Below are 25,388 nucleotides of genomic sequence, written 5' to 3'. Positions count from 1 at the left end.
TGTGCGGCCCGGTCGCTGGAGGGACGTTACCTCTACACCTCTACGCTCGCGATGTGATCGACGTTCCGGATGAGCTGGTCGTGAGTCTGCGCACCCACAGCGGTGTGGAGGGGGCGGCGTTCGCCGAGGCGCTGCCCGGGATGGCGGGGAGGTTCCTTCAGGAGTGGGGGCTGAGGCCGGACGGGGCGGCGATGTACGGGATGTGCGCGCTGGTGCTTCCGGTGGTGCGCGGGGCGGACGGCCGGCCGGCGGCGCTGAAGCTCCAGATGGTGGACGAGGAGACGGCGGGGGAGCCGGTCGCGCTGCGGGCCTGGGGCGCGGCCGGGGCGGGCGCGGTGGCGCTGCTGGAGCACGATGCGGCGACCGGGGCGATGCTGCTGGAACGGCTCGACGAGCGGCGCCCGTTGGCCGGGGTGGCGGATGCCCGGGTGGCGGTGCGGGTGCTCGCGGAGTCGCTGGCGCGGCTGGTCCGCGTACCGGCCCCGCCGGGGATGCGGGGGCTGGGCGAGGCGGCGGAGCGGATGCTCCAGGCCGCGCCCGGGGCGGTCGAGGGGCTGGCGGACGAGGGGGAGCGGCGGTTGCTGCTGGACTGCGCGGCAGCGGTGCGGGAGGTGGTGGGGGAGCCGGGGGACCGGCTGCTGCACTGGGACCTGCACTACGACAACATCCTGGCCGGGCGCGCGGAGGAGGGCCGGGCGGGGGAGTGGGTCGCGCTCGACCCGAAGCCGCTCTCCGGGGACCCCGGTTTCGAGCTGTTCCCCGCGCTGCACAACCGGTTCGACGCCTCGGAGGTGCTGTGGAGGTTCGATCTGCTGTCCGGGACGCTGGGCCTCGACCGGGAGCGTGCGCGGGCGTGGACGCTGGGCCGGGTGCTGCAGAACGGGCTGTGGGGGGTCGGGGGCGGGGCGCGGCGGCTGCCGGCGGACCACGCGGAGATCGCCCGGCAGCTGCTGGGGCGGAACTGAGGGGCGCGGGGGACGGCCGGCTGTTTAGGCTGCTCCCATGATTCGTGTCGCCACCCCCGAAGACGTCCCCGCCATCCACGCCATGGTCCGTGAGCTCGCGGATTACGAGAAGGCCCTCGACGAGGCGAACGCCACCGAGGAGCAGCTGCGCGAGGCGCTGTTCGGGGAGCGGCCCGCCGCGTACGCGCACATCGCGGTGTCGGACGAGGACGGTGAAGTGGTCGGCTTCGCGCTGTGGTTCCTCAACTTCTCGACGTGGCGCGGGGTGCACGGTGTGTATCTGGAGGACCTGTACGTGCGCCCGGAGCGGCGCGGCGGCGGTCATGGGAAGGCGCTGCTGAGGGAGCTGGCGCGGATCTGTGTGGAGCGCGGGTACGGGCGCCTGGAGTGGTCCGTGCTGAACTGGAACACCCCGTCCATCGCGTTCTACGAGTCGCTCGGCGCGCGTCCGCAGGACGAGTGGACGGTCTACCGGCTGACGGACGGGGCGCTCGCGGAGCTCGGGGCCGCTGCCGCCTGAGGGGCCTCGGGGTGCCCGGGTGCTCGGGTGCTCGGTTGCTCGTGCGGGCGTGAGGCGGCCGGGTGCTCATACGGCCGTGAGGTGCCCGGGCGGTCGTACGGTGGGGTGCTCGGGCCCGCACGAGCACGAGGCGATCGGGCGGGGTGTACGGGCGCGGGGTGCCCGGGCGTTCGTACGGGCGCGGGGCGGTCAGATGGCCGTGCGGGTGCCGGTGCGTGCTGCCGTGGCCAGGAGTCTGACCGCCAGGACCGCCGCCTCGATGCCGCTGTTGAACGCGACCTCGCTGAGCAGTCCGGGGGCCGCCACCTGGTCGCCCGCCAGCAGGATTCCGTCGCCGCGGTCGACGGCGGGGCGGTCGCGCCAGGTGGTGCCGGGCTTGTCGACGGCGCCCGTACGACCGGACGCGAGGGCCTCGCGGCGCCAGGTGGTGCGGTCGCGCCAGCCGGGGAAGCCGAGGTCGAGCAGTTCCTCGGCCCGGCGGACGGCGTCGGCGCGCGGGGTGCCGGGGGCCAGGGGGATCTGGGCCTGGATCAGCTGCTCGCCGGCGGGGGCGAGGGTGGGGTCCTGGGCGGTGAACCGTTCGATCCAGCCCGGGGCGTCGAGGTCGGAGATGATGAACGGGTCGCCGCGCCGGGTGCGCAGGGCCAGGTCCAGCAGGACCGTCCGGCCGCTCTCCCAGCTCAGGGCGGGGTCCTCCAGCAGGGCGCGGGCGGAGTCGAGATGGGTGGCGACGATCACCGGTCCGCCCCGCCGCAGGCCGGCCAGTTCGCGGGGGCCGATGCGCGCGCCGGTCTCGATGCGTACGCCGAGGTCCCATGCCCGTGAGGCCATCCTTTCGACGAGCGCGGCCCAGCCGCCGACCGGGTAGTGGGCCTCGGGCGGCAGCGCGGTGGCCCGGCGGAACCGTTCCTGGACGAACGCGGCGGAGAGCGAACCGGGGTCGTGGTGGAAGAGCGCCACTCCCATGTAGTGCGCCGCCGCGCGGGCTCCGGCCTCTCCGGTCTCGCCGGTGGCCCAGCTGAGGAAGTCGGTGCCGACGGGGGCCGTCCGGGCGCTGCGGCGCGCGAGACGCAGCATGCCGAGGGGCGGGGTCCTGCGCAGGGTGCCGCCCCGGTGGAAGAGGAAGCGGGCGGCTTCGCGGGGCGGTACGGAGGCGAGCGGGCCCAGTAGTCCCCGCTTGCTGAGCCAGGTCCAGTGCGGGCCGCGCCTGTACAGGGCGTGCGGGCCCTCGTTGGTGAGGTAGGGGCCGTCCGATGTCCTGGCCCGTCCGCCGAGGGTCCGGTGCGCCTCGTGGAGGGTGACGGGGGCGTGGGACTCGGCGGCGGTGATGGCGGCGGTGAGCCCGGCCAGGCCGCCGCCGACGATGTGGATGCGCTGCATGGGAAATCTCCTCGCGATGGGCGCTTCTGCACGGGGGACGGGCGGGCCCGGCGGTTCCGTGACATCGGTGCGGGGGCGATGTCAGTGGTGTGCGTCACGATGGGGGGCATGGCACGTACAGGCAACAGGAGCGGCAGGGGCGCGGGCGCTAAGGACGGGGTGGCGCCGGTGCGCCGGCCGGAAATCCGGCTGCCCCCGCTCGCGGAGTACGACGGGGAGGGGCTGGAGCCCGACGGGGACTACGACGGCCTGCGGTTCGAGGAGACGGACCTAGCCGACGCGTCGGGGCCCGGCGCGCGCTTCATGGACTGCGAGCTGCGCGGCTGCGCCCTGGACCGCGCGGAGCTGGTGCGGGCCAGGTTCATCGACTCGGTGCTGACGGGGGTGCGCGGGGTGGGCACCGATCTGGCGGGGGCGTCGCTGCGGGACGTGGAGGTCGTGGACGCCCGGCTGGGCGGTGTCCAGCTGCACGGGGCGGTGCTGGAGCGGGTGCTCGTGAAGGGCGGGAAGATCGACTATCTGAATCTGCGCAAGGCACGGCTGAAGGACGTCGTGTTCGAGGGCTGTGTGCTCGCGGAGCCGGATTTCGGGGAGGCACATCTGGTCCGGGTGGAGTTCCGGGACTGTGTGCTGAAGCGGGCCGACTTCAGCTCCGTACGGATGGAGTCCGTGGATCTGCGGACGGTCGCGGAGCTCGACATCGCGCGGGGCGTGGAGCGGCTCGCTGGGGCAGTCATCAGCCCGCCCCAGCTGATGGAGCTCGCTCCGGCGTTCGCCGCGCAGATCGGGGTGCGCGTGGAGGCGTGATCCTGGCCGGGTGCGCGGTCAGAGGCGGGGGAAGCGGGCCTGGAGGTCCCAGATGATCGGGTTGTCGGCGAGGCCTTCGTGCATGTCGGCCAGGTCGGCGATCAGGTCGTGCAGGAAGTCGCGGGCCTCGCGGCGCAGCAGGGAGTGGCTGAAGGTGAGCGGGGGCTCGTCGCCGGGCATCCAGTCGGCCTCGACGTCCACCCAGCCGAAGCGGCGCTCGAAGAGCATGCGGTCGGACGATTCGGTGAAGTCGAGCTCGGCGAACTGCTGGCGGTGCGAGCGGTTGCCCCGGGGGTCGCGGTCGATCTGCTCGACGATGTCGCAGAGCGCCCAGGCGAAGTCGAGCACGGGGACCCATCCCCAGGCTGTGGACACCTCTCGGTCGGCCTTGGTGTCGGCGAGGTAGACGTCCCCGGAGAACAGGTCGTGCCGCAGGGCGCGGACGTCCGCGCGGCGGTAGTCGGTCTGCGGGGGGTCCGGGAAGCGCCGGGAGAGGGAGTAGCCGATGTCGAGCACGGTTCGATGGTGTCATGCCGCGCGAGGGCCGGGCGCCGGGCGAGGGGTCCTGCGAGGCCGGGCGCCGCGCGAGGGCCGGCGCTGCGCGACGGGGTCGTGTGTGGCTGGGTGCTGTGCGAGGGCTGGGCGCCGTGTGTGGCCCGGGCGCCGCGCGAGGGCCGGGGTGGCGATCGGCGGTTGCCGGAGTGGGGTGCGGCACATGGCGGCGGCCGGTGGCGCGAAGCGCCGAGCGTGGCACTCGCCCCGGCTGAGCATGCTGGTCCGCCCGGCCGTTTTCTCGTCCTTCCGCAGCGAGACCGGCGCGGCCGATGAGTTTGCTGCTCCCGGTCGGTCCAAGCTCATGACAGCCTGGAAAAGGAGACCGCCATGTCGGAGCTGCTCGTCGACTTCATCACCTCCCTCGACGGCTATGCCTCAGGAGAGGGATGGCCCGGGTTCTGGGGCCTCGAGGGCCCGGAGTACCTCGCATGGCTCGGTGAGCAGCCCGAGGTCACCTACCTGATGGGAGCGAACACCTACCGCCTGATGTCGGGCTTCGCCGCAGGCGAGGTCCCGAACGGCACCGACGAGTTCAGGCCCGAGGAGGAGGCCTCCGTCGACGAGCTCTCGCAGACGCCCAAGGTGGTGTTCTCCTCCTCGCTCGAGGAGCCACTGACCTGGGCCAATTCCACGCTCGTCCGCGACGACGCCGTCGAGGCGGTCCGCGCCATGAAGGCGAGCGGTTCAGGGCTCCTCAGCACGATCGGCAGCCTCAGCCTGTGCCGGTCCCTTCTGCGTGCCGGACTCGTCGACCGCTTCCGGGTCGTGATGTTCCCGGTGATCACCGGGGCCACGGGCCAGGAACGCATCTACGACGGCTATCCGGACGTCGCCCTCGACATGATCGGGCACCGCACCTTCGACGGCAGCATCCAGCTGGTCGAGTACAAGCCCCGCGTGCTCGAACACCCGCCGCTCATCCCCGCGTGACGCCCCGCACCTGCCCGCGTGACGTCCCGCACCGGTGCCCTACGGCAGCAGCCGCTGCTCCTTGGCGACGGCGACCGCTCCCGCCCGGGTGTCGACGCCGAGCTTCTCGTAGATCCTGCCCAGGTGGGTCTTGACGGTGGCCTCGCTGATGAAGAGGGCCCGCGCGATGTCGCGGTTGCCGAGTCCCTGTGACAGCTGGCCGAGGATGTCGAGTTCGCGGTCGGTCAGGGTGGGCCGGGGACTGCGCATCCGGGCCATGACGCGGCTGGCGACGGGCGGCGAGAGCGTGGTGCGGCCCTGGGCGGCGGCGCGGATCGCTGCGAAGAGCTCCTCGGGCCGCTCGGCCTTCAGCAGATAGCCGGTGGCCCCGGCCTCGATGGCGCGGGTGATGTCCGCGTCCGTGTCGTACGTCGTGAGGACGAGGACATGGACGGTTCCGGCGGCGGCGATGCGGCGGGTGGCCTCGACGCCGTCGATGCCGGGGCCGAGCTGGAGGTCCATCAGGACGACGTCGGGGGTGAGCCGGGAGGCGAGGGCGACGGCCTCCTCGCCGCTGCCCGCCTCACCCACGACCTCGATGTCCGGTTCGCCGCCGAGGAGGGCGAGCAGTCCGGCCCGTACGACGGCGTGATCGTCGCAGAGCAGGATCCGTACGGTCGGATTCATGCGCGTTCCTCAGGATCGGAAGGGGCGGGCGAGGCCGGTGGGGCTGCCGGGGCGGTCGGGTGGGGCAAGGGCACGGCGGCGGACAGGACCGTGCCCTCGCCGGGCGCGGACTCGATGGTCAGCGTGCCGCCGAGCTGCTGGACCCGGGCCCGCATCGCGGGCAGGCCGTGACCGCGTACGCCCCCGGCGGGGCGGGCCTCCTGCCCGGCCGGGCTGAAGCCCCGGCCGTTGTCGGCGATGTCGAGGACGACCCGGTCGTCCAGATGGGTCAGGGTCAGCGCGGCGACGGTCGCCTCCGCGTGCTCGGCGACGTTCGCGAGGGCGCCCTGCGCGATCCGCAGCAGTGCCGACTGCACCCGGTCGGGGAGCGCGGCGGCCGGTACGCCCTCGACATGGCAGCGGACGGTGAGGCCCCCGGCGCCCTGGGCGGTCTCGCGGGCGGCGAGTGCGTGCAGCGCTGCTTCGAGGCCGCCTCCCTCCGCCAGATCGGCCGGGGCGAGGTCGTGCACGAAGCGGCGGGCCTCGGCGAGGTTGCGTTCCGCGATGCCGGTCGCGGTCAGGACATGGCGGCGGGCGGTGGCGGGGTCGGCGTCCCAGGAGCGGTCGGCGGCCTGGAGCAGCATCTGCTGGCTGGAGAGGCCCTGGGCCAGGCTGTCGTGGATCTCCATGGAGAGCCGCTGGCGCTCGGCGAGGGTCCCCTCCCGGCGCTCGGTGGCGGCCAGTTCCCGACGGGTGCGCAACAGGTCGTCGATGAGTTCACGCTGGCGCCCGGCCTGGCGCTGCATGTGGACGAAGACGGCGGTGGCCACGGCGGCGACGGCGGGCGGGGCCAGGACGAGATTCGGGTCGAAGCCCGTGGCGAGCCGCAGTTGGGCCGCGACGACCAACGCGGTGAGCAGGGCGACGAGCGCCAGGGCCGCACGCGGCGGCAGGATGCGCAGGCCGGTGTAGAAGAGCGGCACCGCGCACCACGCGAAGCTCGGCGCGAGGACGACCAGGACCATCCAGACGACGACGAGGATGCCGAGCCAGGCCAGCCGGCGGGGTGTGGGGCGGGAGCCGAGGACCGGGCCGAGGAGATAGAGCACGACGAGCGTGGCCGACAGCGCGATGATCCACGGGGTGCGGGTCTCGCCGGGGTGGCGCATCAGGAAGCGCGCGAGCGAGGCGCTGAGCAGCAGGAAGAACGCGGCGTGCATGAGGAGTGCCAGCCACCGGGTGTCGGCGTCCTCCGGCGCGGCGGCCATAGGGCCCGCAGCCGGCCGGTCTGCCGGGGTTGCCCCGTACGCGGTGGAGCCGTGCGCGGTCGGCTCGCGGTCCGCAGCGGTGGCCCTGTACGCGGTGGACCGGCCTGCCGTCGCCTCGCGGTCCGCGGCCGTCGACGCTTGGCCCGCCGAAGACGACTGGCCCGCCGAAGAGGTCCGGCCGGCCGAGGACGACGGGCTCGCCGAAGAGGTCCGGCCGGCCGAGGACGAGTGGCCCGCCGAGGCGGCGCGGCCCGCCGCCGTATCGGCGTCCGCCTGTGCGGCGCGTTCCGCCGCAGTCGGCCGGTCCGCGCCCGGGTCGCTTCCCTTCCGCCGCACCTCGTAACCCCGCGTTCCCTCGATCGCGCCCTGCCATGACCTACCGCGCCCTGCCGCGCGGCGCGTCCCGCCGTGCGGTGTCCGCGTTGGCGCTGACCTGCACGGACATCCCATGGTCACCCCTCGGGGCCACCTCCGCATCAACCGATCGGCCGACGGGGCGGTCGTCCGTCGTGGGGGCTGCTTCCAGCCGGTACGCCGACCGTACGGGCCCGGAACCGGCCGGAGGATCGATACCGGAAGCAGAAAGCCGAGCCCGCGGCCGTTCGAGGCCGAGCCCGAAGTCACCCGAGGAGTCCCCATGAAGAAGATGTCGCTGCGCACCCGTGTCCTGACCGGTGCCGTTGCCGCCGCCGCTCTGGGCGCCGGTACCTTCGGCGCGATGTCGGCGAGCGCGTCCACTCCGGCCGCCGCCCCCGCCGCCGCGGTGAAGGCCGACGCCGCCGACCGCAACCTCCAGCAGTCCACGCACCTGACCGTGGCCGCCGCGACGAAGGCCGCGCAGGCGACCCTGGACGCCGCGAAGAAGGAGAACCAGCGCGTCTCGGTGGCCGTCGTCGACCGCAACGGCAACACCATCGTCACCCTGCGCGGCGACGGTGCGGGCCCGCAGTCGCCCGAGTCCGCCGTGAAGAAGGCGTACACCGCCGTCTCCTGGAACGCGCCCACCTCCGAGCTGGTCAAGCGCCTGGAGCAGGCCCCGAACCTCAAGGACATCCCCGGCACCCTGTTCCTGGCAGGCGGCGCTCCCGTGCAGGTCAAGGGTGCGCCGGTGGCGGGCATCGGCGTGGCGGGCGCCCCGAGCGGCGACCTCGACGAGAAGTTCGCCGCGGCGGGCGTCGCGGCCCTCGGCAAGTAGCCGCACCGACCCGCTCCCCGGTCCGGGACGGTCCGGGACGGTCCCGGGCACTCCGGGCCGGTGCGGGGAGCGGTGGACCGCAGCGCCTACGCTCGGCGTGTGGATCCACGATCAGCGGCACGCCGCACCGCACTCGGCGCCGCCCTGCTGCCGGTCCTGGCCGTCCTGGCGGCAGGCTGCACGGCGGGCCGGGGCGGGGTCGTGGGCACGCCCGGCGGTGCGGGTCTGCGCGATCCGTACTTCCCCCGGCTCGGCAACGGCGGTTACGACGTCACGCACTACGCCCTGGACCTGGAGCTCGGCTCCGGCGGCCCGTCCGCCCGGCTGAGCGGTACAGCCGTGATCACGGCGCGCGCCACCCAGAACCTCAGCGCGTTCAACCTTGACCTCGCCGGCCTGGAGGTCCGTTCGGTGACGGTCGAGGGGCTGCCCGCGGCGGTGAACCGGGCCGGCACGGAGCTGACCCTGCGTCCGGACAGCGAGGTCGCGGACCGTCTGCGCGAGGGCCGGACGTTCCGCACGGTCGTGCGCTACGGCGGATCGCCCCGGACCGTCACCGACGCGGACGGCTCCGAGGAGGGCTGGCTGCGCACCGACCGGGGGACGGTCGCGCTCGGGGAACCGGCCGGTTCGATGGCCTGGTTCCCCGGGAACCACCACCCGAGCGACAAGGCGTCCTACGGCATCCGGATCACCGTGCCCGAGGGCCGGAGCGCGGTGTCCAACGGGGAGCTGGAGTCCCGTCGCACCACCGGCGGCCGCACGACGTTCCACTGGCGTGTCCGCGAGCCGATGGCGAGCTATCTCGCGACCGTCGCGGTCGGCCCGTACACCGTGAGGAGCACCGTCACCGGGGACGGACTGCCGGTGGTCACGGCGGTGGACCCGGGATCGGCCGGGGAGAGTGCCGCGGTGCTGGCCCGGATTCCCGAGGTGGTCGCCTGGGGGGAGAAGCGTTTCGGCCCTTACCCCTTCTCGTCGGCCGGGGCGATCGTGGGCAGGCCCGGCGACGCGGGATACGCGCTGGAGACGCAGAACAGGCCCTTCTTCCCCGGCCCGCCGGACACCGGGCTGCTGGTCCATGAGCTGGCCCACCAGTGGTTCGGCAATTCCGTGACGCCCCGGAGCTGGCGCGACATGTGGCTCAACGAGGGCTTCGCGACCTACGCGGAGTGGCTCTGGAGCGAGGACCACGGCGGCCCTTCCGTGCGGGAGAGCTTCGCCACGGCGTACGCCGACGACGCGAACTGGGCCTTCCCGCCGTCCCGTCCGCCCGGCCCCGCCGATCTGTCCAGGCCGCCGGTCTACGGGCGGGGCGCGATGGTCGTGCACCGCGTCCGGCAGGAGATGGACGACGACACGGCCTTCTTCCGCCTGGTCAGGGGCTGGCTGAAGGACCACAGGCACGGCAACGCGTCGACGGAGGACTTCACCGCGTACGTCGAGGAGAAGTCCGGCCTGGACCTGAGCGAGCTGTGGGACACCTGGCTGAACGGCGGGAGCCGGCCCGCGCTGGACTGACCGGCTCCCTGTGGTGCGGGTCCGTCCGCTACTTGACGTTGACCCCGGCCCAGGCGGCGCCGGAGGAAGAGGCGTTGCCGGCGGCGGTGCTGGGACCGGCCGTGGCGGTACCGGCGCTCGTGTCCGCCATATGGCGCACGGGAGCAGCCGCAGCAGCAGCCGAACGGGGCGCGCGTAGGCGCCGGGTGACGGATGTGCGGCCCGGGCCGCGACACACGGGAGCCCCCGTCCGACCGAGGTCGGGCGGGGGCTCCCGTGGGACGTGCCGTTACGTCAGAGGTTGACGCCGAAGTCCTGGGCGATGCCGCGCAGGCCCGAGGCGTAGCCCTGGCCGACCGCGCGGAACTTCCACTCGGCGCCGTTGCGGTAGAGCTCGCCGAAGACCATGGCGGTCTCGGTGGCGGCGTCCTCGCTGAGGTCGTAGCGGGCGATCTCGGTGCCGCCGGCCTGGTTGATGATGCGGATGAAGGCGTTCCGCACCTGGCCGAAGTTCTGGCTGCGAGCCTCGGCGTCGTAGATGGAGACCGGGAAGACGATCTTGTCGATGTCCGCCGGGAGGCCCGCCAGGTTGACGTTGATCTGCTCGTCGTCGCCCTCGCCCTGGCCCGTGACGTTGTCACCGGTGTGGACGATGGTCTGGTCCGGGGTCGCCTTGTTGTTGAAGAAGACGAAGTGGCCGTCGGAGAAGACCTTGCCGGCGGCGTTGACCGCGATCGCCGAGGCGTCGAGGTCGAAGTCGGTGCCGGTGGTGGTGCGGACGTCCCAGCCGAGGCCGACCGTGACGGCGGTCAGGCCCGGGGCCTCCTTGGTGAGGGAGACGTTGCCGCCCTTGGACAGGCTTACTGCCATGGGAAGTCCCTTTCATCGTCGTGTGCGGGCTTCGTGCCATCACGAAAGCTACCGTCACACCTCTTAACGCAGGCAAGAGACCACGAGGTTCCTGCTCGCTTTACTTTCTTTGCCGAACTTCTGGCCGAACGCTCGCAAAAGAAGGTGACGAACAGGTCGTGGGCCGGGGAACATGGGTGTCATGTCCGGGCCCTATGTCATCCGCGGTTCGGTCTCCCTGCCGGAGGCCGAGCTCATGTGGCGTTTCTCGCGGTCCTCCGGACCCGGCGGGCAGCACGTCAACACCAGCGACTCCCAGGTGGAGCTGCGGTTCGACCTCGCGGCGACCGAGTCGCTCCCCGAGGTGTGGAAGGCACGGGCCCTGGAGCGGCTGGCGGGCCGGCTGGTCGGAGGGGTCGTGTCCGTCCGCGCCTCGGAGCACCGCTCGCAGTGGCGCAATCGCGAGACGGCGGCCGTGCGGCTGGCGGCGCTCCTCGCGGAGGCGACCGCGCCGCCGCCCAAGCCGCGCCTGAAGAAGAAGATTCCGCGCGGCATCAACGAGCGGCGCCTGCGCGAGAAGAAGCAGCGCGGCGACACGAAGCGCGGACGCTCCGGCCGCGACTGGTAACCGGGGGCCCCACGGGTTGCCACGCGAGTCCCGCGCAAGCGACCCGGGCCCCCCGAGTCCCCGCCCCCCGGTGCCCCCGCTACCCCAGCTGTCGGTAGCGCCCCTTGAAGTACGTCAGCGGGTCGCCGTCCGTGCGCGGCAGGGACGCCGCCAGCACCCGGCCGATCACCAGCGTGTGGTCACCCGCCACCACCCGCTGCTCCGTGCGGCACTCCAGGGTCGCCAGCGCCCCGTCCATCACGAGCGCGCCCGTGACCTCGCCCCGTATACAGGGGAGTTCCTCGAACAGCAGCCGGTCGCTGATCCGGCCCTTCATGGAGAACCGTCCGGCGATGTGCCGCTGGTTCTCCGCGAGTACAGACACCGCCCACAAGGGCTGCTCGGCCAGCAGGTCGTCCATCCGTGAGTCGTTGCGCAGGCTCACCATGACCAGCGGCGGGTCCAGGGAGACCGACATGAAGGCGGTGGCCGTCATTCCGACGTCCTCGCCGCGTCCGTGCTCGTCGAGCGGTGGCTCCTGGGCGGTGACCAGCACCACACCCGCGGCCAGGCGGGACAGGGCGGCGCGGAATTCGTCGTTGCTCACCCCTTCAGGATGGATGACGGCTTCGGGACGCGGGGAGGGGGGAGTCTTCTGCAGCACACTGGGCACGCTAGTGGCCCCGGCCGTACCGACGCATCGGACCGGGGGACCAGCCGGGTCCTAGGACTCCGGGACCACGCCGCGGATTTGCGTTCGGTAAATAACAGCAGCCACGGGAGACGGCTCCTGAAGTCTTCACCATCTGTTGTGACTTGAGTCACAGAGAGCAATATTTGTTGACCCTGTGTACCGGGTGCACAGCTCACTGTGATTCAGTGGCCGTGACAGTGCAACAAGTACGTCGATATGAAACCTGGAGTTGCTGTCGAGGTCTCAGGGAGTGCGAGCGATGGAGGCCGAGTCGGAGCCGTACGTCCGCCTTGCGACCATGCGGCAGTTGCACCAGGCCGTCGCTGATCTCAACACGGCGCGGAGTCTGGCGGACACGCTGCAGTCGGTCGCCGACGGCATCGTCGGCGGTCTCGGGTACGAGCTGGGCTGCGTCAATCTCGTGCGTCCCGACGGTGACCTCGTCGTCGCCGCGTTCGCCGGCAACACCGCCGCGGAATCCCTGATCACCGGCCGGGTCGGCTCGCGTGAGTCCTGGGAGCGCAGGCTCTCCATGGGCGAGGCCTGGGACGAGCTCCGGTTCATACCCCACACCGAGGGCTGGGTGCTCCTCGACGACGACGTACCGCAGTGGCACACCGAGGGCCCCGAGCCCCGCTTCGAGGACGAGTGGCACCCCCTGGACCGCCTCTACGCCCCGATGTACGCCTCCGGCGGAGGTCTGGACCTCCTGGGCGTCATATCGGTCGACAGGCCCCGTAACGGCCGCCGTCCCGGCGCCTGGGGCCGTGAGGCCCTCCAGATGTACGCCTCGCAGGCGGCGATTGCGATCAGTAACGCCAGGCTCCGAGCAAATATGCAGCGCGCGCTCGTCAGGCTGGAGCGCGAACAGCAGGCACTGCGCGCCAGCGAGGAGTCCTTCCGTCAGGCTTTCGAGTACGCCCCCAGCGGCATGGCCATCGCTGAGATGGGTGGTGACCAGCACGGCAGGCTGCTGCGCACCAACGACGCGCTCTGCCGGCTGCTGGGCCGCCCCGCGTCCGTGCTGCGGCGCTACTCCTTCGCCGATCTCGTGCACCCGGAGGACATCGGCACCCTGCTCCGCACGTCGGCCGAGGGCGGCCGGGCGGAGCTGCGGCTCGGGCGCAGGGACGGCACGTATCTCTGGGTCTCGCTGCGCAACTCCGTCGTCGCCGACACCACCGACGGCCCGCGCTTCCTGCTCACCCACGTCGAGGACATCGAGGAGCGCAAGCGTAACGAGCTGAACCTCGCGCACCGCGCCTCGCACGACGCGCTCACCGGCCTGCCCAACAGCGCCGAGCTGCGCTCCCGGCTCAGCGCCCGGCTGTGTGAGAGGCCTCACGCGGCGGTCACCTCCTCCGCGATCGAGGCGCTCGACGCGGCGTACGGCGACGTGGAGAGCTCGGCGCACGGCTATCGCGCCGACGGTTACGAGGGAGAGGTGGCGCCGGGCGTCGGGCCGTACGACCACCATGTGCACATCGTGGCGCCCGACGCGGAGCGCGACGACGGGACCAAGGGCCTCGCGGTGCTCTTCTGCGACCTCGACGGCTTCAAGTCGATCAACGACCGCTTCGGGCACCACGCGGGTGACGCGGTTCTCATCGAGGTCGCGCGGCGGCTGACGACCTGCGTACGGGACGGTGACACGGTCGCGCGGCTCGGGGGTGACGAATTCGTCGTCCTCGCGGACGGTCTCGGGGCGGCAGATGCCGCGGATCTGGCCGTACGCTTGCGTAACGCCATCATTCCGCCCATCCGGGTGGACGGCCGCGCGGTCAGGGTCGGGGCGAGTTTCGGTATCGGCTGGGCCGAGTGCGGCATGACCGAGGAAGAGGTCCTGCACTCCGCCGACCAGCGGATGTATGTGGAAAAGCGGTCCCGGTCGAAGGTTCACCGCAGAGCCGGCTGAGGTTAACGCCCCGGCTGTTCCCGTGCACCGCCCGGTTTTCCGGGGGACCGAGGGCAATTCGACGCGTGCTCCGTTCGGGGTAGGCTCGGCCGGTCGGCGACGGCTGGCGACATGGTGAGGAGTGACCCAGGGATGACGGCCGGAAACAACGGCGCGAGCAAGCCCGAGGACGACGATCCGTTCGGCTATCTGTACGCGGACGGGCAGGCGGCGGGCGCACAGCCGCCCGGGCAGGGTGGCTACGGCTACCCCGGTCCGGCCGCGCAGCCCGGCCGGCCGAGAACGTCGTACAACCAGGTGCGCGCGGTGGGCGAGCGCCAGTACGGGCAGGTTCCGCCGCAGCAGGCGTACGGCCAGCAGGCTCCGCCCCAGTACGGCCAGCAGTCCCCGCAGTACGGTCAGCCGAACCCGCAGTACGCGGCACCGGAGACCTACCCCGGCGGAGCGCCGACCGCGCAGTCCGGCTCCGTGGGGTACGGCGGCGGCAGGGGCTCCGGCCCGGGCCGTGGCGGCCCCAACACCAAGGCCCTGCTGATCGCGGCGGTGGCCGTGGTCGCGGTGGTGCTCATCGGCATCGGGGCCGCGCTGATGACGGGCGACGACAGCGAGGGCAAGAAGGACGAGGCCGGTTCGTCGGCGGGTCCGGCCGACGAGGTGCAGGAGTCCCCGAAGCCGGAGAAGTCCGCGAAGCCGTCCCAGGAGCCCGTCGACCTGCCCGAGCAGGACGCGGCGACGCTGACGCTCGGCGGTACGGCCTCGCTGGACAACACGGTCAAGGGCGCCAAGAGCGCCAACGGCCAGTACATCAGCCTCAACGAGGTCGGCCGGTCGGCCACCTGGACGGTCGATGTGCCCGAGAGCGGCGAGTACACGCTGTTCGTGACCTACGGCGTGCCGGGCAAGGACGCGAAGACGTCCCTGACGGTCAACGCCGAGGCCCCCCGGTCCATCAACATGAAGAACTTCGCGCAGGCGGCGGAGGGCGACCTGGAGAAGGGCTGGACCAAGACGTACGCGTGGGTCCAGCTGAAGAAGGGGTCGAACACGCTGATGCTCTCGTGCAACGAGGGCGACTCGTGCGACGCCAACCTCGACCAGCTGTCGCTGAAGTCGGGGCACGTCCAGGGTTAGTCGTCCGCGAACACCGCGTCCCGGTCCGCAGTTGCGGGCCGGGACGCGGTGTTTTCGCGTGCGGGGCGCGGATCAGGCCGCGGACGCGTGCTGCTCGACGGTGACGCGCGGCAGTAGTTCCTCGTAGGCGGCGCGGTCGAACTCCCCGGCCGCCGGGGCCAGTACGGTCGCCGTCGACAGGGCCACCGCGCGGGCCAGCCGGTCCTGCCAGCCGAGCCCCTCGGCGAGCGCGGAGAGCAGTCCGGCCACGGCGGAGTCGCCCGCGCCCGTCGGGTTGCCCCGCACGGCGGACGGCGGCGCGGCGCGCCAGATGCCCTCCGGGGTGACGGCGAGGAGCCCGTCGGCGCCCAGCGAGGCGACGACGCTGTGCGCGCCGCGGCGGCGGGCGTCGCGGGTGGCGCGCAGGGGTTCGCGGGCGCCGGTGAGCCGGGCGAGCTCGTCGGCGTTCGGCTTGACGAGGTCGGGGCGGGCGGCGATGCCGCGGCGCAGGGGTTCGCCGTCGGTGTCCAGGAGCACGGGCACCCCGGCGGAGCGGGCGAGCCGGACGAGTTCCGCGTACGCGCCGACGTGGATGCCGGGCGGCAGGCTTCCGCAGAGGGCGACGGCCTCGGCTCCGGGGAGGAGTTCGCCGTACGTCCGGAGGAAGGCCGCCCACTCGTCGGCGCCTATGTGCGGGCCGGGTTCATTGAGCTGGGTGGTGTCGCCGGTGGAGCGGTCGGCGACGGCCAGGGTGCGGCGGGTGTTGCCGCCGACGGTGACGAGCGCGTCGGCGGGGCCGTGGGGGAGTGCCCCGAGCAGGCGGCGCACGACGGCTCCGGTGGCGCCGCCGGCGAAGCCGGTGACCACGGTGTCGTGGCCGAGCGCGGAGAGCACCCGGGCCACGTTGACGCCCTTTCCGCCGGGCCGTTCGGTCACCTCGGTGACGCGGTGGCTGCTGCGCGGGACGAGGGCGGGGACGGCGTAGGTCAGGTCGAGTGCCGTGTTCAGCGTGACGGTCAGTATCACCTGTACCGGCCCCCGGTTCCTTGGTCGTCCGTTCCCGCGCGCCGTCTCCCCGCGGCGCTGTCCTGGTGATCATGCCAAAGAGGCGGCGGCCGTCCCAGGTCTCCGGGACAACCGCCGTCTCTTCGTTACGTGTTCACACGGCCGTCGGCCGGGGTGCGGCCTCAGCCGATACGGGTTCCACGATCCACTCGCCGCGGCGCATGACGCCCTTGACCGCGAAGTCCGCGTCCAGGACGACGAGATCGGCGTCCTTGCCCGGGTCCAGCGAGCCGACCCGGTCGTAGAGCCCCAGGAGCCGGGCCGGGTTGGCGGAGATGGACCGCACGACGTCCTCGACGGGAATCCGGTCGATCGTCACGGCCCGGCGGAACGCGGTGTCCAGGGTGAGGGTGGAGCCCGCGATGGAGCCTCCCTCGACCAGGCGGGCCACGCCGTCCTTGACCTCGACGGCGAGCGGGCCCAGCTCGTAGAAGCCGTCGTCCGCGGCTGCCGCGTCCATGGCGTCCGTGATCAGCGCGACCCGGTCGGCGCCCGCGCGGTGGTAGGCGAGCTCCAGGGCGGCTGGGTGCAGATGCGTGCCGTCGTTGATCAGCTCGACGGTGACGCGCTCGTCCTCCAGGAGGGCCGCGATCGGCCCGGGGGCGCGGTGGCCGAGGGCCGGCATCGCGTTGTAGAGGTGCGTGGCGACGGTGGCGCCCGCCTCGATCGCCTCGACGGTCTGCTCGTACGTCGCGTCCGTGTGGCCGACGGCGGCGATCACCCCGTGCTCGGCGAGCAGCCGCACGGAGTCGATGCCGCCGGGGAGTTCGGTGGCGAGGGTGACCATCTTCGCGGTGCCGCGTGCCGCGTCGAGCAGCTTGCGGACCTCGGCCGGGTCGGGGTCGCGGAGCAGTCCCTCGCTGTGTGCGCCCTTGCGGCACGGGGAGATGAACGGGCCCTCGAAGTGGATGCCGGCGAGTTCGCCCTGCTCGACCAGCTCGGAGAGCAGCCCGGCCTGGCGGGCCAGGAAGTCCATGTCGCCGGTGACGGTGGAGGCGACGACGGTCGTCGTGCCGTGCTCGCGGTGCGCCCGCACTCCGGTCAGGACGTCCTCGGCGGTGCCGGTGGCGAAGGACGCGCCGCCGCCGCCGTGGTTGTGCATGTCCACGAATCCGGGGACCACCCAGTGGCCCGTGAGGTCGAGTGTCCGGGCGCCGTCCGGTGTGCTGCCGGCGATGCGGGTGCCCTCGACGATCACCCGGCCGTCCTCGACCGTCCCGGTCGGAAGCACCACCCGGGCACCTGCGAGAACTGTGCTGTCTGCGCGTCCGGCCATCAGGCGGATACCTCCGTGGAGAGTAGATCCCAGGCGAGCAGCCCTGCGCCCAGGCATCCGGCGGTGTCCCCGAGGGCCGCCGGGACGATGTGGGGCAGCTTCTGGAACGTGACGCGTTCCTCGACGGCCGCACGCAGTGGTGTGAACAAGGTTTCCCCTGCCTCGGCAAGACCGCCACCGATGATGAGCGTGCGGGGGTCCAGCAGAGTGATCGCGGTGACCAGGCCCGCGGCGAGCGCGTCGACGGCGTCCTGCCATACGCGTACGGCGGCGGGGTCGCCCGACGCCACGGCCTTCGCGCAGTCCGCCGCGTCCGCTTCGGGGTCGCCGCAGGCGGCGGCCCAGGCCCGGGAGACGGCGGAGGCGGACGCGAGGGTCTCCAGACAGCCGCGCTGGCCGCAACCGCAGTCGGGTCCGTCCGGCCGGACCACGATGTGGCCGATCTCGCCCGCGTAGCCGTGGGCGCCCGCCTCGATGGCGCCCGCGATGCCGATGGCGCCGGCGATCCCGGTGCCCAGCGGCACGAAGAGGAAGCGGTCCGCGCCGTTGCCCGCGCCGATCCGTCCCTCGGCGAGGCCGCCCGTCCTGACGTCGTGGCCGAGCGCGACGGGTATGCCGCCGAGCCGTTCGCCGAGGAGTGCGCGGAGCGGGAGGTCGCGCCAGCCGAGGTTGGCGGCGTAGACGGCGATGCCCCGTTCCGCGTCGACGATGCCGGGGACGGCGACCCCGGCGGCGACGGCGCCCTCGCCGAAGTGCTCCGCGCCGTACGCCTGAAGCTCGGCGGCGAAGCCCAGGATCGTCTCCACGACGGCCTCGGCGCCGCGCTCCCTGCCGGTGGCCCGGCGCGCCTCGTGGAGCAGCGTGCCGTCCGCCCCGACCAGCGCGGCCTTCATCCCTGTGCCGCCCACATCGAGGGCGATGACGTGTCTCACGGGAGACAGTTTCGCCCGCCGACCCCTAAAAGGTCTAGTCCACTAGCGCGGTTTGTTGACCACCCATACAAAACGGTCCTGCTAGATTGCCGAACCGAGGCACCGGTGGTGTAGACCTCCGTGTGGAACATGGGCAAGGAACGCGGTTCCGCCGCCGTGGCGGCGGAACCGACCGATGTAGGGATGGACAGGGCTGTGCAGCGGCGCTTTGTGGGTCTGACCGCGGCGGTGGCCGCACTCGGTATGACGGCAACGTTGTCAGGGTGCGGGTCGGACACCGGTGGCGGCGACGTCACCCTGAAGCTGGTCGCGGCGGACTACGGGACGGACGCGGAGAGCGGCTCCCAGAAGTACTGGGACGACGTCGCCGGGAAGTTCGAGAAGAAGAACCCCGGCATCACGGTGGACGTGAGCGTCTACTCCTGGAAGGACGTCGACCGGAAGGTCGCCGAGATGGTGAAGGCGGGCAACGCCCCCGACATCGCGCAGATCGGGGCGTACGCCGACTACGCCGAGGCGGGCAAGCTCTACACCGCCGACGAGACGATCGCCATCCGTACGGGTTCCAACTTCCTGCCCTCGCTGACCGGCGCGGGCGAGGTCGACGGCAATCTCTACGGTCTGCCGTTCGTGGCCAGCACCCGGCTGATGTTCTACAACAAGGGCCTGTTCGCCAAGGCCGGCCTCGACGCCCCGAAGACCTGGGACGACATCGAGAACGACGCTGCCGCGCTGGACCGGCAGGGCGTGACCTACCCCTTCGCCCTGCCGCTCGGCGAGGAGGAGTCCCAGGCCGAGACCCTGATGTGGATGCTCAGCGGGGGCGGCGACTACACGGACGACGTCGGCAACTACGACATCGACTCCCCGGCCAACATCGCGACGTTCCGGTGGCTGAAGGACAACCTCGTCGGCAAGGGGCTGACCGGACCCGTCGCCCCCGGGAAGCTCGACCGGGCGAAGGCCTTCGAGGCGTTCACCAAGGGCGAGGTCGGCATGCTCAACGGCCACCCGACGCTGATGCAGGAGGCCGAGAAGAAGGGCGTCCAGGTCGGCATGGTCCCGCTGCCCGGGATCGACGGCCCCACCGAGGGCTCGATGGGTGTGGCCGACTGGATGATGGGCTTCAAGCAGAACGGCCACCGGGCCGAGATAGGCAAGTTCCTCGACTTCGCCTACGAGGACGACAACGTGCTGGCCTTCGCCGACCGCTACGACCTGCTGCCGGTGACCGGCAGCGCGTCCGCCGCGATGGAGGCCGACACAGAGCACGCGTCGCTGCGCCCCTTCCTGTCGGCGCTGCCGAACTCCCGGCTCTACCCGTTCGGCAAGACGTCCTGGGCGCAGGCCAGCGAGACGATCAAGGAGAAGATCGGTGCCGCGGTCGAGCCCGGCAGCAACCCGGAGGGCGTGCTCGTGGAGATCGCCGCGCTGGCCCGGCAGGCCGACAACGCGAAGTAGGTCGTAGGTTGGTTGATATGACCGCCGACCGCTCCGACGCCGACGACCCCGGCCGCCCCGACGCCGACGATCCCGGCCGCCCCGACACCGACGACCCCGGCCGCCCCGACACCGACGCCGCCGACGACCCGGGCCGCTCCGCCTCCTCCGCCGCCCCGCTCTCGGAGCAGCAGCGCGCGGTGCTCGCTCTGGAACGGCGCGACTGGGCGGGCCCCGGTGCGAAGGAGCGGGCGGTCAGGGAGCAGCTGGGGATGTCGCCGGTGCGCTACTACCAGCTGCTCAACGCGCTCCTGGACGACCGCCGCGCGCTGGAGGAGGACCCGGTGACGGTGAACCGCCTCCGCCGCGTACGGGACGCGAGGCGCGGTCGCCGCTGAGGCTTGCGGAGACCGGGACGCGACGGCGCGCTTCCGCATGTCCACGGAATTTCCCCGCCGTACCCGTCCTGTTGGCCACACCTGGCTACTCTCCCCTCGCCCGGTCGTCGCAGGAGAGGTACGTCCATGAGCACCCCGGCCCACCGCACCTCGCCGCAGCCGTCCGCAGCCGTCCTGGCGTCGGCACGGCAGCGCAGGGAGGGCAGCCGGCCCGGGGGGACGTCCGCACGCGCGACGGAACACGCCTTCCTCGAGATGCAGTCCCGCGCAGGCAACCGGATCGCGACCGTGGCGGTCCAGCGCGCCAGGGGCGCGGACGGGGGGAGGGCGCCGGAGCAGGGCGGGGGCGCCGGAGCGAAGAAGGACTACCGCGCCCGGATCGCCGCTTTCCTCGACAGGTTCAAGAAGAATCTCGAACCCATCGACACCTTCGTCAAGGGCATCCAGACCCCCGCCAACGCGGGCTTCACCCAGCAGGCCGCCGCCGCGGGCAACGAGGGTCTCAAGCACTCCACCGCCGCCTCGGGTGCCTCCGCCGCCTCGGGGAACCTCCTCACGGAGCTCCCCGGCGTCGTGGTCAGTGGCATGGACGCGTACAAGAACATGAAGGACGCCAAGCAGCACGAGAGCGGGGCCAAGCACCACACGGCGAACAAGAAGGCCAGGACCAAGGGGGCCGACGCGGTGGTCGGCGCCATCAGTTCGGGGGCCTACGGCGCCGGCATCGCCAAGGAGGCGACCAAGCTCCAGAAGGTGGCGGAGGCCGCGCTGGCGTCCGAGGTGAGCGGTGCCGCCAGTGCCTCCGCCGGCCTGGTGAAGAGCGGACGGGCCGCCGTCCGCATAGGGGGAGCGGGCCGCAAGTACAAGAACGTGAAGAATCTCAGAGATCCCCGCCTCGTCCTCAGCGAGTCGGTGGCCCGGCTGCACGCATCGGTGGAGCGGACCAGCAGGGCCGTGGAGGACGCCGACGTCGCGCTGAACGACGCCTGGGACCTTGACGACGAGGGACGGCCGGCGGCCGTTTCCGCGGCCTTCGACGGCGTCTGGCAGGCGGCGGGCGCGGCCCGTGACGCCGCCGAGAGCCTCCAGCACACGGAGAGCCACGGGCAGCGCGAGGCGGAGAAGCTGAGCGCGGCGCAGGGGTACGCGAAGAAGAAGCAGCTCACCAAGATCGGCAAGGAGGCGGTCGGCGGCGCGATGGGCGAGTCGACGAAGGCCGCGGCCGGCATCGTGACGGCGGTGGCGGCGGGAACCGGCATGCTGGCGAGCAACCCGGTCGGATGGGGCCTCGCCGGGGCCGGAGCCGGCCTCGTCCTGAGCGTCACGCTGTACAAGGCGCTCCGCGCCGCCACGAAGCGCTACGAAGAGGTACGTCACCCCGAGCGCTGGTCGCCGGAGGGCGAGTCCGCGGCGGCGTCCCGCAAGGAATCGCTGCAACACGCCCTGAAGTTCTGGAAGAAGGTGTCGAAGGGCGAACGCCAGGCCATGGCCCGCGAGATCTACGCCCTGGCGGCGGGTCCCGACATAGCCGGGAGCGGCAGCACGACGGCCGAGATGCGGGAGTCCGCCAGGGCCCTGCTCGTCGCTCTCAAGTCCGGCCCGGCCACGCACAAGCTGGAGCCGGATGCGTGGGCCGAGACCCTCAACGACCCGAGGAAGAGCGCCGGTTGGATCCAGGAGATAGCGGAGCAGCTGGCCTCGGGGTGACCGTGCCGGAACGGACCCGGCGTGGGCGCGGCGCGGACCCCACCGCCCGCCCGGTCACCGATACGCTCGGGCCATGGGTATCCCGGCACACCCCCTTCCGACCCCGTCCACCCAGGCCGGCCGTGACGGCCTCGCCGCGTTTCTCGCTCGGCCCGGCCGTGCGGTCGTCGCGCTGGACTTCGACGGCACGCTTGCCGACATCGTCCCCGACCCGGAGCGGTCCCGCGCTCACCCCGATGTCGTCCCGGCCCTCTCCGCGCTCGCCCCGCGGGTAGCCGCCGTGGCCGTGATCACGGGCCGCCCCGCCGACACCGCCGTGCGGTACGGCGGCTTCGCCGGAGCGCCGGGCCTCGACCACCTCGTCGTCCTCGGCCACTACGGCGCCGAACGCTGGGACGCCGCCACCGCCACCGTGAGCGCTCCCGACCCCGACCCCGGAGTGGAAGCCGTCCGGGCGGAGCTTCCGGCGGTGCTGGCGGAGGCGGGCAGGCCCACGGACAGCGGCATCTGGATCGAGGAGAAGGGCGGCCGGGCGCTCGCCGTGCACACCCGCCGCGCCGACGACCCGCAGGCGGCCTTCGAGGCCCTGCGTACCCCGCTGGCCGCTCTCGCCGCCCGCCACGGCCTCATCGTCGAACCGGGCCGCCTGGTCCTGGAGCTGCGCCCGCCGGGCATGGACAAGGGCGTGGCGCTGGAGGAGTACGTGAAGGCGGTGGGCGCGGAGTCGGTGCTGTACGCCGGTGACGACCTGGGCGACCTCGCCGCGTACGCCGCCGTGGAGAAGCTCCGCGCCCAGGGCCTGGCCGGACTGCTCGTGTGCAGCGGCACCGAGGTCCCCGAACTCGCCGACCGGGCGGACCTGCTGGTGTCCGGGCCTGCGGCGGTGGCGGCTCTGCTCGGGGACCTGGCCGGACAGCTGGCCCCCTGAGGGCGGGCGGGACGGCCCTCAGGCCCGCAGCGCCTCCAGCTGGTCCAGGAACCACTGCTGCGGGGGCAGCGCGGTCGACGCGGCGGCGAGGCGCTTCGAACGGGCGCCCCGCTCGTCCGGGTCCATCGTCAGCGCCTCGTGCAGCGCCGCCGCCGTGGCGGATACGTCGTACGGGTTGACCACGATCGCGTCCTCGCCCAGCTCCTCGTACGCCCCCGCCTCGCGCGACAGCACCAGCGCGCAGCCGTGGTCGGAGACGACCGGGACCTCCTTGGCGACCAGGTTCATGCCGTCGCGGATCGGGTTGACCAGGGCCACGTCCGCCAGCCGGTAGGCCGCGAGGGAGCGGGCGAAGTCGTCGTCGACGTGGAGCAGGACCGGGGTCCAGTCCGCCGTGCCGTACTCCGCGTTGATCGCGTCCGCGACCCGCTGGACCTCCGCGGTGTAGTCGCGGTACACCGCGAGGTCCTGTCGCGAGGGGTAGGCGAAGGCGATGTGCACCACGCGTTCGCGCCATTCGGGGCGCTCCTCCAGGAGCGCGCGGTAGGCGTGCAGCCCCCGGACGATGTTCTTGGAGAGCTCGGTGCGGTCCACCCGCACGATCGTGCGCCGGTCAGCGCCCACCTGCTCCCGCAGGATCTCCATGCGGTCGTCCACGTCCGCCTCGTGGGAGCGGCGGCGCAGGAAGTCGGCGTCGGCGCCCAGCCCGTGCACCCCGATCCGGGTGCGGCCGGTGCCGCCGAGGATCTCCGTGCAGCAGCCGATGAAGGCGTCCGCCCAGCGGCGGGTCAGGAACGCGGCGCGGTCGGCCCCCAGGATGCCCTTGAGCAGCTGCTCGCCGATGTCGTCGGGCAGCAGCCGGAAGTAGTCGACGGGCGCCCAGGGGGTGTGCGAGAAGTGCCCGATGCGCAGGTCGGGGCGGAGCTCGCGCAGTATGCCGGGGACCAGCGAGAGGTGGTAGTCCTGCACCAGGACGGCGGCGCCCTCGCCCGCCTCCTCGGCGAGCGCCTCGGCGAAGGCACGGTTGTACGCCTCGTAGGAGGCCCACTGCCCGCGGAACTCCGCGTCGAAGACCGGCTCCACCGGCGTCTCGTAGATCATGTGGTGGACGAACCAGAGCACGGAGTTCGCGATGCCGTTGTACGCGTCGGCGTGGACCCCGGCGTCGATGTCGAGCATCCGGACGCCCGGCTCGGACACCCCGCGCCGGACCGCCTCGCGGTCGCCGTCGCCGAGGGCGGCGCAGACCCACAGCTTGTCGTCGACGGCGCTGAGGCCGGAGACGAGCCCGCCCCCGCCGCGTTTCGAGTCGAGCGTGCCGTCCTCCCGCAGGGCGTACGACACAGGGCCGCGGTTGGACGCGACGAGGACCTGGGCGGCTTGCTCGGAGACCATGTACCCGAACCTAGCCCGTTCGGGAAGCCGCCAAACGTGAAGTCTGCGTGCGGCTGAGCGAGAAGAACCGTTACGCCGCGTTGCGCGAGGCGTACTCGGCGATCTCCCGCATCGGCGGCCTCTCCTCCGTGTCCACCGCATGGGTGTGCGGGACGAACCCGTCGGGCCCCCGCTCGAACTGGGTGATCTCGGGGCGTACGAGCGAGCCCCGGGAGAGCCGCAGCTGCGCCGTGCGGTAGATCGTGGCGGCCATCCTGCCGAGGGCCTGGCCGTCCTGGTGGCGGTGTTTGCGAACGCCGACGTCGACCTGGGCCAGCGCGTCCAGACCGACCGTGTGCAGGGCGTCGACGAGCAGGCCCAGTTCCACTCCGTAGCCGACGGGGAAGGGCAGCCGTTCGAGCAGGGAGCGCCGTACGGCGTACTCGCCGCCGAGGGGCTGGACGAAGCCGGCGAGGCTCGGCCAGTGCAGGTTGAGCAGGGGGCGTGCCACGAGCTCGGTGACGCGACCGCCCTGGCCTGCGGCTTCGCCGAGCGGGCGGTCGTACATCGCCTTGACGAACTGCACCGTGGGGTCGGTCAGCAGCGGGCCGACGATGCCGGAGACGAAGTCCGCCGAGAAGTCCTTGAGGTCGGCGTCGACGAAGCAGACGATGTCCCCGCTGGTCACCAGCAGCGACCGCCACAGCACCTCGCCCTTGCCGGGGACCGCGGGTACCCGGGGCAGGATCGCGTCCCGGTGCACGACCCGGGCTCCGGCCCGGCGCGCGGCGCGGGCGGTGCCGTCGGTGGAACCGGAGTCGATCACCACCAGTTCGTCCACGAGCTGGACCTTCTCCATCAGCTCGCGCCGGATCTCCGCGACGATCGCGCCGACGGTCGCCTCCTCGTTCAGCGCGGGCAGGACGACGCTGACGCGGGAGCGGTGCGGACCGCTCTCCCGGGCGGCCGTGAGACGGTCGAGCGGGCGGTCTGCGGCCGACCAGGAACGCCTGGTCAGCCAGCGTTCCACCTCTTCCAGCACGGTCGATACTCCCTGTATGTGATCCATCTCGCGGTACGGACGACTATCTCAATCGTCCGGTGCTTCGGTTACAGTCTTGAACAACGCGGATGACCCTCGCATGTCGGGGTCGGTCCGCGAAAAAACGCCCGGATCCATGGTCCGGTGCCATAGCGCTCATCCAGAGGGACTGAGGGAACGGCCCGTTGAAGTCCCGGCAACCCTCCTGCCGACCGCGAGGTCACGGTGGGGAAGGTGCCAATTCCGTCTTGTGGCGAAATACGTCGCAAGGAAGATGAGGAGAAAG

The 25,388-nt window shown here is 72.5% G+C and carries 25 protein-coding genes and 1 riboswitch; of the genes, 14 read left to right on the top strand and 11 right to left on the bottom strand.

Annotated elements, in window-relative coordinates; translation table 11 throughout:
• Positions 1-53 precede the first annotated feature (53 nt).
• Together ACWCQM_RS20825 and ACWCQM_RS20820 are read left to right on the top strand one after the other, a co-directional pair.
• Complete coding sequence (locus ACWCQM_RS20825; RefSeq protein ID WP_450916645.1) at positions 54-965, top strand: aminoglycoside phosphotransferase family protein; 912 nt, start codon at positions 54-56, stop codon at positions 963-965.
• Positions 966-1,002: 37 nt separating this feature from the next.
• On the top strand, positions 1,003-1,485 hold the full coding sequence (locus ACWCQM_RS20820; protein ID WP_450916644.1) for an N-acetyltransferase family protein: 483 nt from the start codon (positions 1,003-1,005) through the stop codon (positions 1,483-1,485).
• 189 nt (positions 1,486-1,674) lie between these two features.
• Here ACWCQM_RS20820 and ACWCQM_RS20815 read toward each other — a convergent pair whose 3' ends face one another.
• Positions 1,675-2,865: an NAD(P)-binding protein gene (locus tag ACWCQM_RS20815; protein ID WP_450916643.1), complete on the bottom strand. Its 1,191-nt coding sequence runs from the start codon at positions 2,863-2,865 to the stop codon at positions 1,675-1,677.
• A gap of 99 nt (positions 2,866-2,964) precedes the next feature.
• Here ACWCQM_RS20815 and ACWCQM_RS20810 point away from each other — a divergent pair, with 99 nt between their 5' ends.
• Positions 2,965-3,672, top strand: a complete 708-nt coding sequence (locus ACWCQM_RS20810) for a pentapeptide repeat-containing protein (RefSeq protein ID WP_450916642.1) — start codon at positions 2,965-2,967, stop codon at positions 3,670-3,672.
• Positions 3,673-3,690: 18 nt separating this feature from the next.
• Here ACWCQM_RS20810 and ACWCQM_RS20805 read toward each other — a convergent pair whose 3' ends face one another.
• A complete protein-coding gene (locus ACWCQM_RS20805; RefSeq protein WP_267074408.1) occupies positions 3,691-4,188 on the bottom strand; it encodes a hypothetical protein in 498 nt (165 codons plus the stop codon).
• Between the two features lie 366 nt (positions 4,189-4,554).
• Here ACWCQM_RS20805 and ACWCQM_RS20800 point away from each other — a divergent pair, with 366 nt between their 5' ends.
• Positions 4,555-5,157 carry a dihydrofolate reductase family protein gene (locus ACWCQM_RS20800; RefSeq protein WP_450916641.1) on the top strand — a complete coding sequence of 201 codons (603 nt, stop codon included), beginning with the start codon at positions 4,555-4,557 and terminating at the stop codon, positions 5,155-5,157.
• 39 nt (positions 5,158-5,196) lie between these two features.
• Here ACWCQM_RS20800 and ACWCQM_RS20795 read toward each other — a convergent pair whose 3' ends face one another.
• Both ACWCQM_RS20795 and ACWCQM_RS20790 read right to left on the bottom strand, forming a co-directional pair.
• Positions 5,197-5,823, bottom strand: coding sequence for a response regulator (locus ACWCQM_RS20795; protein ID WP_450916640.1), 627 nt, complete (start codon positions 5,821-5,823; stop codon positions 5,197-5,199).
• Complete coding sequence (locus ACWCQM_RS20790) at positions 5,820-7,070, bottom strand: sensor histidine kinase (protein WP_450916639.1); 1,251 nt, start codon at positions 7,068-7,070, stop codon at positions 5,820-5,822. Before ACWCQM_RS20790 ends, ACWCQM_RS20795 begins: the two co-directional genes overlap by 4 nt.
• On the opposite strand from ACWCQM_RS20790, the gene ACWCQM_RS20785 reads away from it, so the two are divergent.
• The 3 genes from ACWCQM_RS20785 (at position 7,042) to ACWCQM_RS20775 (ending at position 9,786) form a co-directional block, all read left to right on the top strand.
• Complete coding sequence (locus ACWCQM_RS20785) at positions 7,042-7,413, top strand: hypothetical protein (RefSeq protein ID WP_450916638.1); 372 nt, start codon at positions 7,042-7,044, stop codon at positions 7,411-7,413. The two genes, ACWCQM_RS20790 and ACWCQM_RS20785, sit on opposite strands and share 29 nt — an antisense overlap.
• A gap of 294 nt (positions 7,414-7,707) precedes the next feature.
• On the top strand, positions 7,708-8,265 hold the full coding sequence (locus ACWCQM_RS20780; protein WP_450916637.1) for a GlcG/HbpS family heme-binding protein: 558 nt from the start codon (positions 7,708-7,710) through the stop codon (positions 8,263-8,265).
• 99 nt (positions 8,266-8,364) lie between these two features.
• On the top strand, positions 8,365-9,786 hold the full coding sequence (locus tag ACWCQM_RS20775) for a M1 family metallopeptidase (RefSeq protein WP_450916636.1): 1,422 nt from the start codon (positions 8,365-8,367) through the stop codon (positions 9,784-9,786).
• A 273-nt stretch (positions 9,787-10,059) separates the two neighbouring features.
• On the opposite strand, the gene ACWCQM_RS20770 is transcribed toward ACWCQM_RS20775, so the two are convergent.
• On the bottom strand, positions 10,060-10,635 hold the full coding sequence (locus tag ACWCQM_RS20770) for a TerD family protein (RefSeq protein WP_073743673.1): 576 nt from the start codon (positions 10,633-10,635) through the stop codon (positions 10,060-10,062).
• 172 nt (positions 10,636-10,807) lie between these two features.
• Between ACWCQM_RS20770 and arfB the strand changes: the two genes are divergently transcribed.
• The gene (arfB, locus tag ACWCQM_RS20765; RefSeq protein WP_147964033.1) at positions 10,808-11,242 is read left to right on the top strand and encodes an alternative ribosome rescue aminoacyl-tRNA hydrolase ArfB; all 435 of its coding nucleotides are present in this window, start codon (positions 10,808-10,810) and stop codon (positions 11,240-11,242) included.
• Between the two features lie 79 nt (positions 11,243-11,321).
• On the opposite strand, the gene ACWCQM_RS20760 is transcribed toward arfB, so the two are convergent.
• Complete coding sequence (locus tag ACWCQM_RS20760) at positions 11,322-11,828, bottom strand: flavin reductase family protein (RefSeq protein WP_267074400.1); 507 nt, start codon at positions 11,826-11,828, stop codon at positions 11,322-11,324.
• Between the two features lie 346 nt (positions 11,829-12,174).
• Between ACWCQM_RS20760 and cdgB the strand changes: the two genes are divergently transcribed.
• Together cdgB and ACWCQM_RS20750 are read left to right on the top strand one after the other, a co-directional pair.
• Positions 12,175-13,830 (top strand): diguanylate cyclase CdgB, encoded by a 1,656-nt coding sequence (cdgB, locus tag ACWCQM_RS20755; protein ID WP_450916635.1) that lies wholly within the window; start codon positions 12,175-12,177, stop codon positions 13,828-13,830.
• Between the two features lie 132 nt (positions 13,831-13,962).
• Positions 13,963-14,961, top strand: a complete 999-nt coding sequence (locus tag ACWCQM_RS20750) for a carbohydrate-binding protein (RefSeq protein WP_450916634.1) — start codon at positions 13,963-13,965, stop codon at positions 14,959-14,961.
• A 72-nt stretch (positions 14,962-15,033) separates the two neighbouring features.
• Here the strand turns inward: ACWCQM_RS20750 and ACWCQM_RS20745 are convergent, their stop codons facing one another.
• From ACWCQM_RS20745 to ACWCQM_RS20735, 3 genes are all read right to left on the bottom strand, one after another.
• Positions 15,034-15,966 carry a 1-phosphofructokinase family hexose kinase gene (locus tag ACWCQM_RS20745; protein WP_450916633.1) on the bottom strand — a complete coding sequence of 311 codons (933 nt, stop codon included), beginning with the start codon at positions 15,964-15,966 and terminating at the stop codon, positions 15,034-15,036.
• A 133-nt stretch (positions 15,967-16,099) separates the two neighbouring features.
• Positions 16,100-17,281, bottom strand: coding sequence for an N-acetylglucosamine-6-phosphate deacetylase (nagA, locus tag ACWCQM_RS20740; RefSeq protein ID WP_450916632.1), 1,182 nt, complete (start codon positions 17,279-17,281; stop codon positions 16,100-16,102).
• Complete coding sequence (locus tag ACWCQM_RS20735) at positions 17,281-18,174, bottom strand: ROK family protein (protein WP_450916689.1); 894 nt, start codon at positions 18,172-18,174, stop codon at positions 17,281-17,283. The genes nagA and ACWCQM_RS20735 overlap by 1 nt, the downstream gene beginning before the upstream one ends.
• 222 nt (positions 18,175-18,396) lie before the next feature.
• Here ACWCQM_RS20735 and ACWCQM_RS20730 point away from each other — a divergent pair, with 222 nt between their 5' ends.
• From ACWCQM_RS20730 to otsB, 4 genes are all read left to right on the top strand, one after another.
• Complete coding sequence (locus ACWCQM_RS20730; protein WP_450916688.1) at positions 18,397-19,674, top strand: ABC transporter substrate-binding protein; 1,278 nt, start codon at positions 18,397-18,399, stop codon at positions 19,672-19,674.
• A 179-nt stretch (positions 19,675-19,853) separates the two neighbouring features.
• The gene (locus ACWCQM_RS20725) at positions 19,854-20,051 is read left to right on the top strand and encodes a DUF3263 domain-containing protein (RefSeq protein WP_450916687.1); all 198 of its coding nucleotides are present in this window, start codon (positions 19,854-19,856) and stop codon (positions 20,049-20,051) included.
• 126 nt (positions 20,052-20,177) lie between these two features.
• Positions 20,178-21,758: a hypothetical protein gene (locus ACWCQM_RS20720; protein ID WP_450916631.1), complete on the top strand. Its 1,581-nt coding sequence runs from the start codon at positions 20,178-20,180 to the stop codon at positions 21,756-21,758.
• 73 nt (positions 21,759-21,831) lie between these two features.
• A complete protein-coding gene (otsB, locus tag ACWCQM_RS20715) occupies positions 21,832-22,686 on the top strand; it encodes a trehalose-phosphatase (protein ID WP_450916630.1) in 855 nt (284 codons plus the stop codon).
• Between the two features lie 18 nt (positions 22,687-22,704).
• Here the strand turns inward: otsB and ACWCQM_RS20710 are convergent, their stop codons facing one another.
• Both ACWCQM_RS20710 and ACWCQM_RS20705 read right to left on the bottom strand, forming a co-directional pair.
• Positions 22,705-24,081, bottom strand: a complete 1,377-nt coding sequence (locus tag ACWCQM_RS20710) for an alpha,alpha-trehalose-phosphate synthase (UDP-forming) (protein ID WP_450916629.1) — start codon at positions 24,079-24,081, stop codon at positions 22,705-22,707.
• Positions 24,082-24,151: 70 nt separating this feature from the next.
• Positions 24,152-25,102: a glucosyl-3-phosphoglycerate synthase gene (locus tag ACWCQM_RS20705; protein WP_450916628.1), complete on the bottom strand. Its 951-nt coding sequence runs from the start codon at positions 25,100-25,102 to the stop codon at positions 24,152-24,154.
• Positions 25,103-25,255: 153 nt separating this feature from the next.
• A riboswitch (SAM riboswitch) is annotated at positions 25,256-25,383 on the top strand.
• Positions 25,384-25,388 lie beyond the last annotated feature (5 nt).

The sequence above is a fragment of the Streptomyces sp. NPDC002125 genome, assembly GCF_053593715.1.
Note: the sequence above shows the minus strand (reverse complement) of the source record. Positions and strands in the feature narration are given on the sequence as shown.

Coding starts and splice junctions, on each gene's coding strand:
- ACWCQM_RS20730 (WP_450916688.1), top strand. CDS start 18,397: ATGGACAGGGCTGTGCAGCGGCGCTTTGTGGGTCTGACCGCGGCGGTG.
- ACWCQM_RS20790 (WP_450916639.1), bottom strand. CDS start 7,070: ATGGCCGCCGCGCCGGAGGACGCCGACACCCGGTGGCTGGCACTCCTC.
- ACWCQM_RS20710 (WP_450916629.1), bottom strand. CDS start 24,081: ATGGTCTCCGAGCAAGCCGCCCAGGTCCTCGTCGCGTCCAACCGCGGC.
- otsB (WP_450916630.1), top strand. CDS start 21,832: ATGGGTATCCCGGCACACCCCCTTCCGACCCCGTCCACCCAGGCCGGC.
- arfB (WP_147964033.1), top strand. CDS start 10,808: ATGGGTGTCATGTCCGGGCCCTATGTCATCCGCGGTTCGGTCTCCCTG.
- ACWCQM_RS20810 (WP_450916642.1), top strand. CDS start 2,965: ATGGGGGGCATGGCACGTACAGGCAACAGGAGCGGCAGGGGCGCGGGC.
- ACWCQM_RS20735 (WP_450916689.1), bottom strand. CDS start 18,174: ATGAAGGCCGCGCTGGTCGGGGCGGACGGCACGCTGCTCCACGAGGCG.
- cdgB (WP_450916635.1), top strand. CDS start 12,175: ATGGAGGCCGAGTCGGAGCCGTACGTCCGCCTTGCGACCATGCGGCAG.
- ACWCQM_RS20820 (WP_450916644.1), top strand. CDS start 1,003: ATGATTCGTGTCGCCACCCCCGAAGACGTCCCCGCCATCCACGCCATG.
- ACWCQM_RS20815 (WP_450916643.1), bottom strand. CDS start 2,865: ATGCAGCGCATCCACATCGTCGGCGGCGGCCTGGCCGGGCTCACCGCC.
- ACWCQM_RS20800 (WP_450916641.1), top strand. CDS start 4,555: ATGTCGGAGCTGCTCGTCGACTTCATCACCTCCCTCGACGGCTATGCC.
- ACWCQM_RS20795 (WP_450916640.1), bottom strand. CDS start 5,823: ATGAATCCGACCGTACGGATCCTGCTCTGCGACGATCACGCCGTCGTA.
- ACWCQM_RS20770 (WP_073743673.1), bottom strand. CDS start 10,635: ATGGCAGTAAGCCTGTCCAAGGGCGGCAACGTCTCCCTCACCAAGGAG.
- nagA (WP_450916632.1), bottom strand. CDS start 17,281: ATGGCCGGACGCGCAGACAGCACAGTTCTCGCAGGTGCCCGGGTGGTG.
- ACWCQM_RS20720 (WP_450916631.1), top strand. CDS start 20,178: ATGAGCACCCCGGCCCACCGCACCTCGCCGCAGCCGTCCGCAGCCGTC.
- ACWCQM_RS20750 (WP_450916634.1), top strand. CDS start 13,963: ATGACGGCCGGAAACAACGGCGCGAGCAAGCCCGAGGACGACGATCCG.
- ACWCQM_RS20780 (WP_450916637.1), top strand. CDS start 7,708: ATGAAGAAGATGTCGCTGCGCACCCGTGTCCTGACCGGTGCCGTTGCC.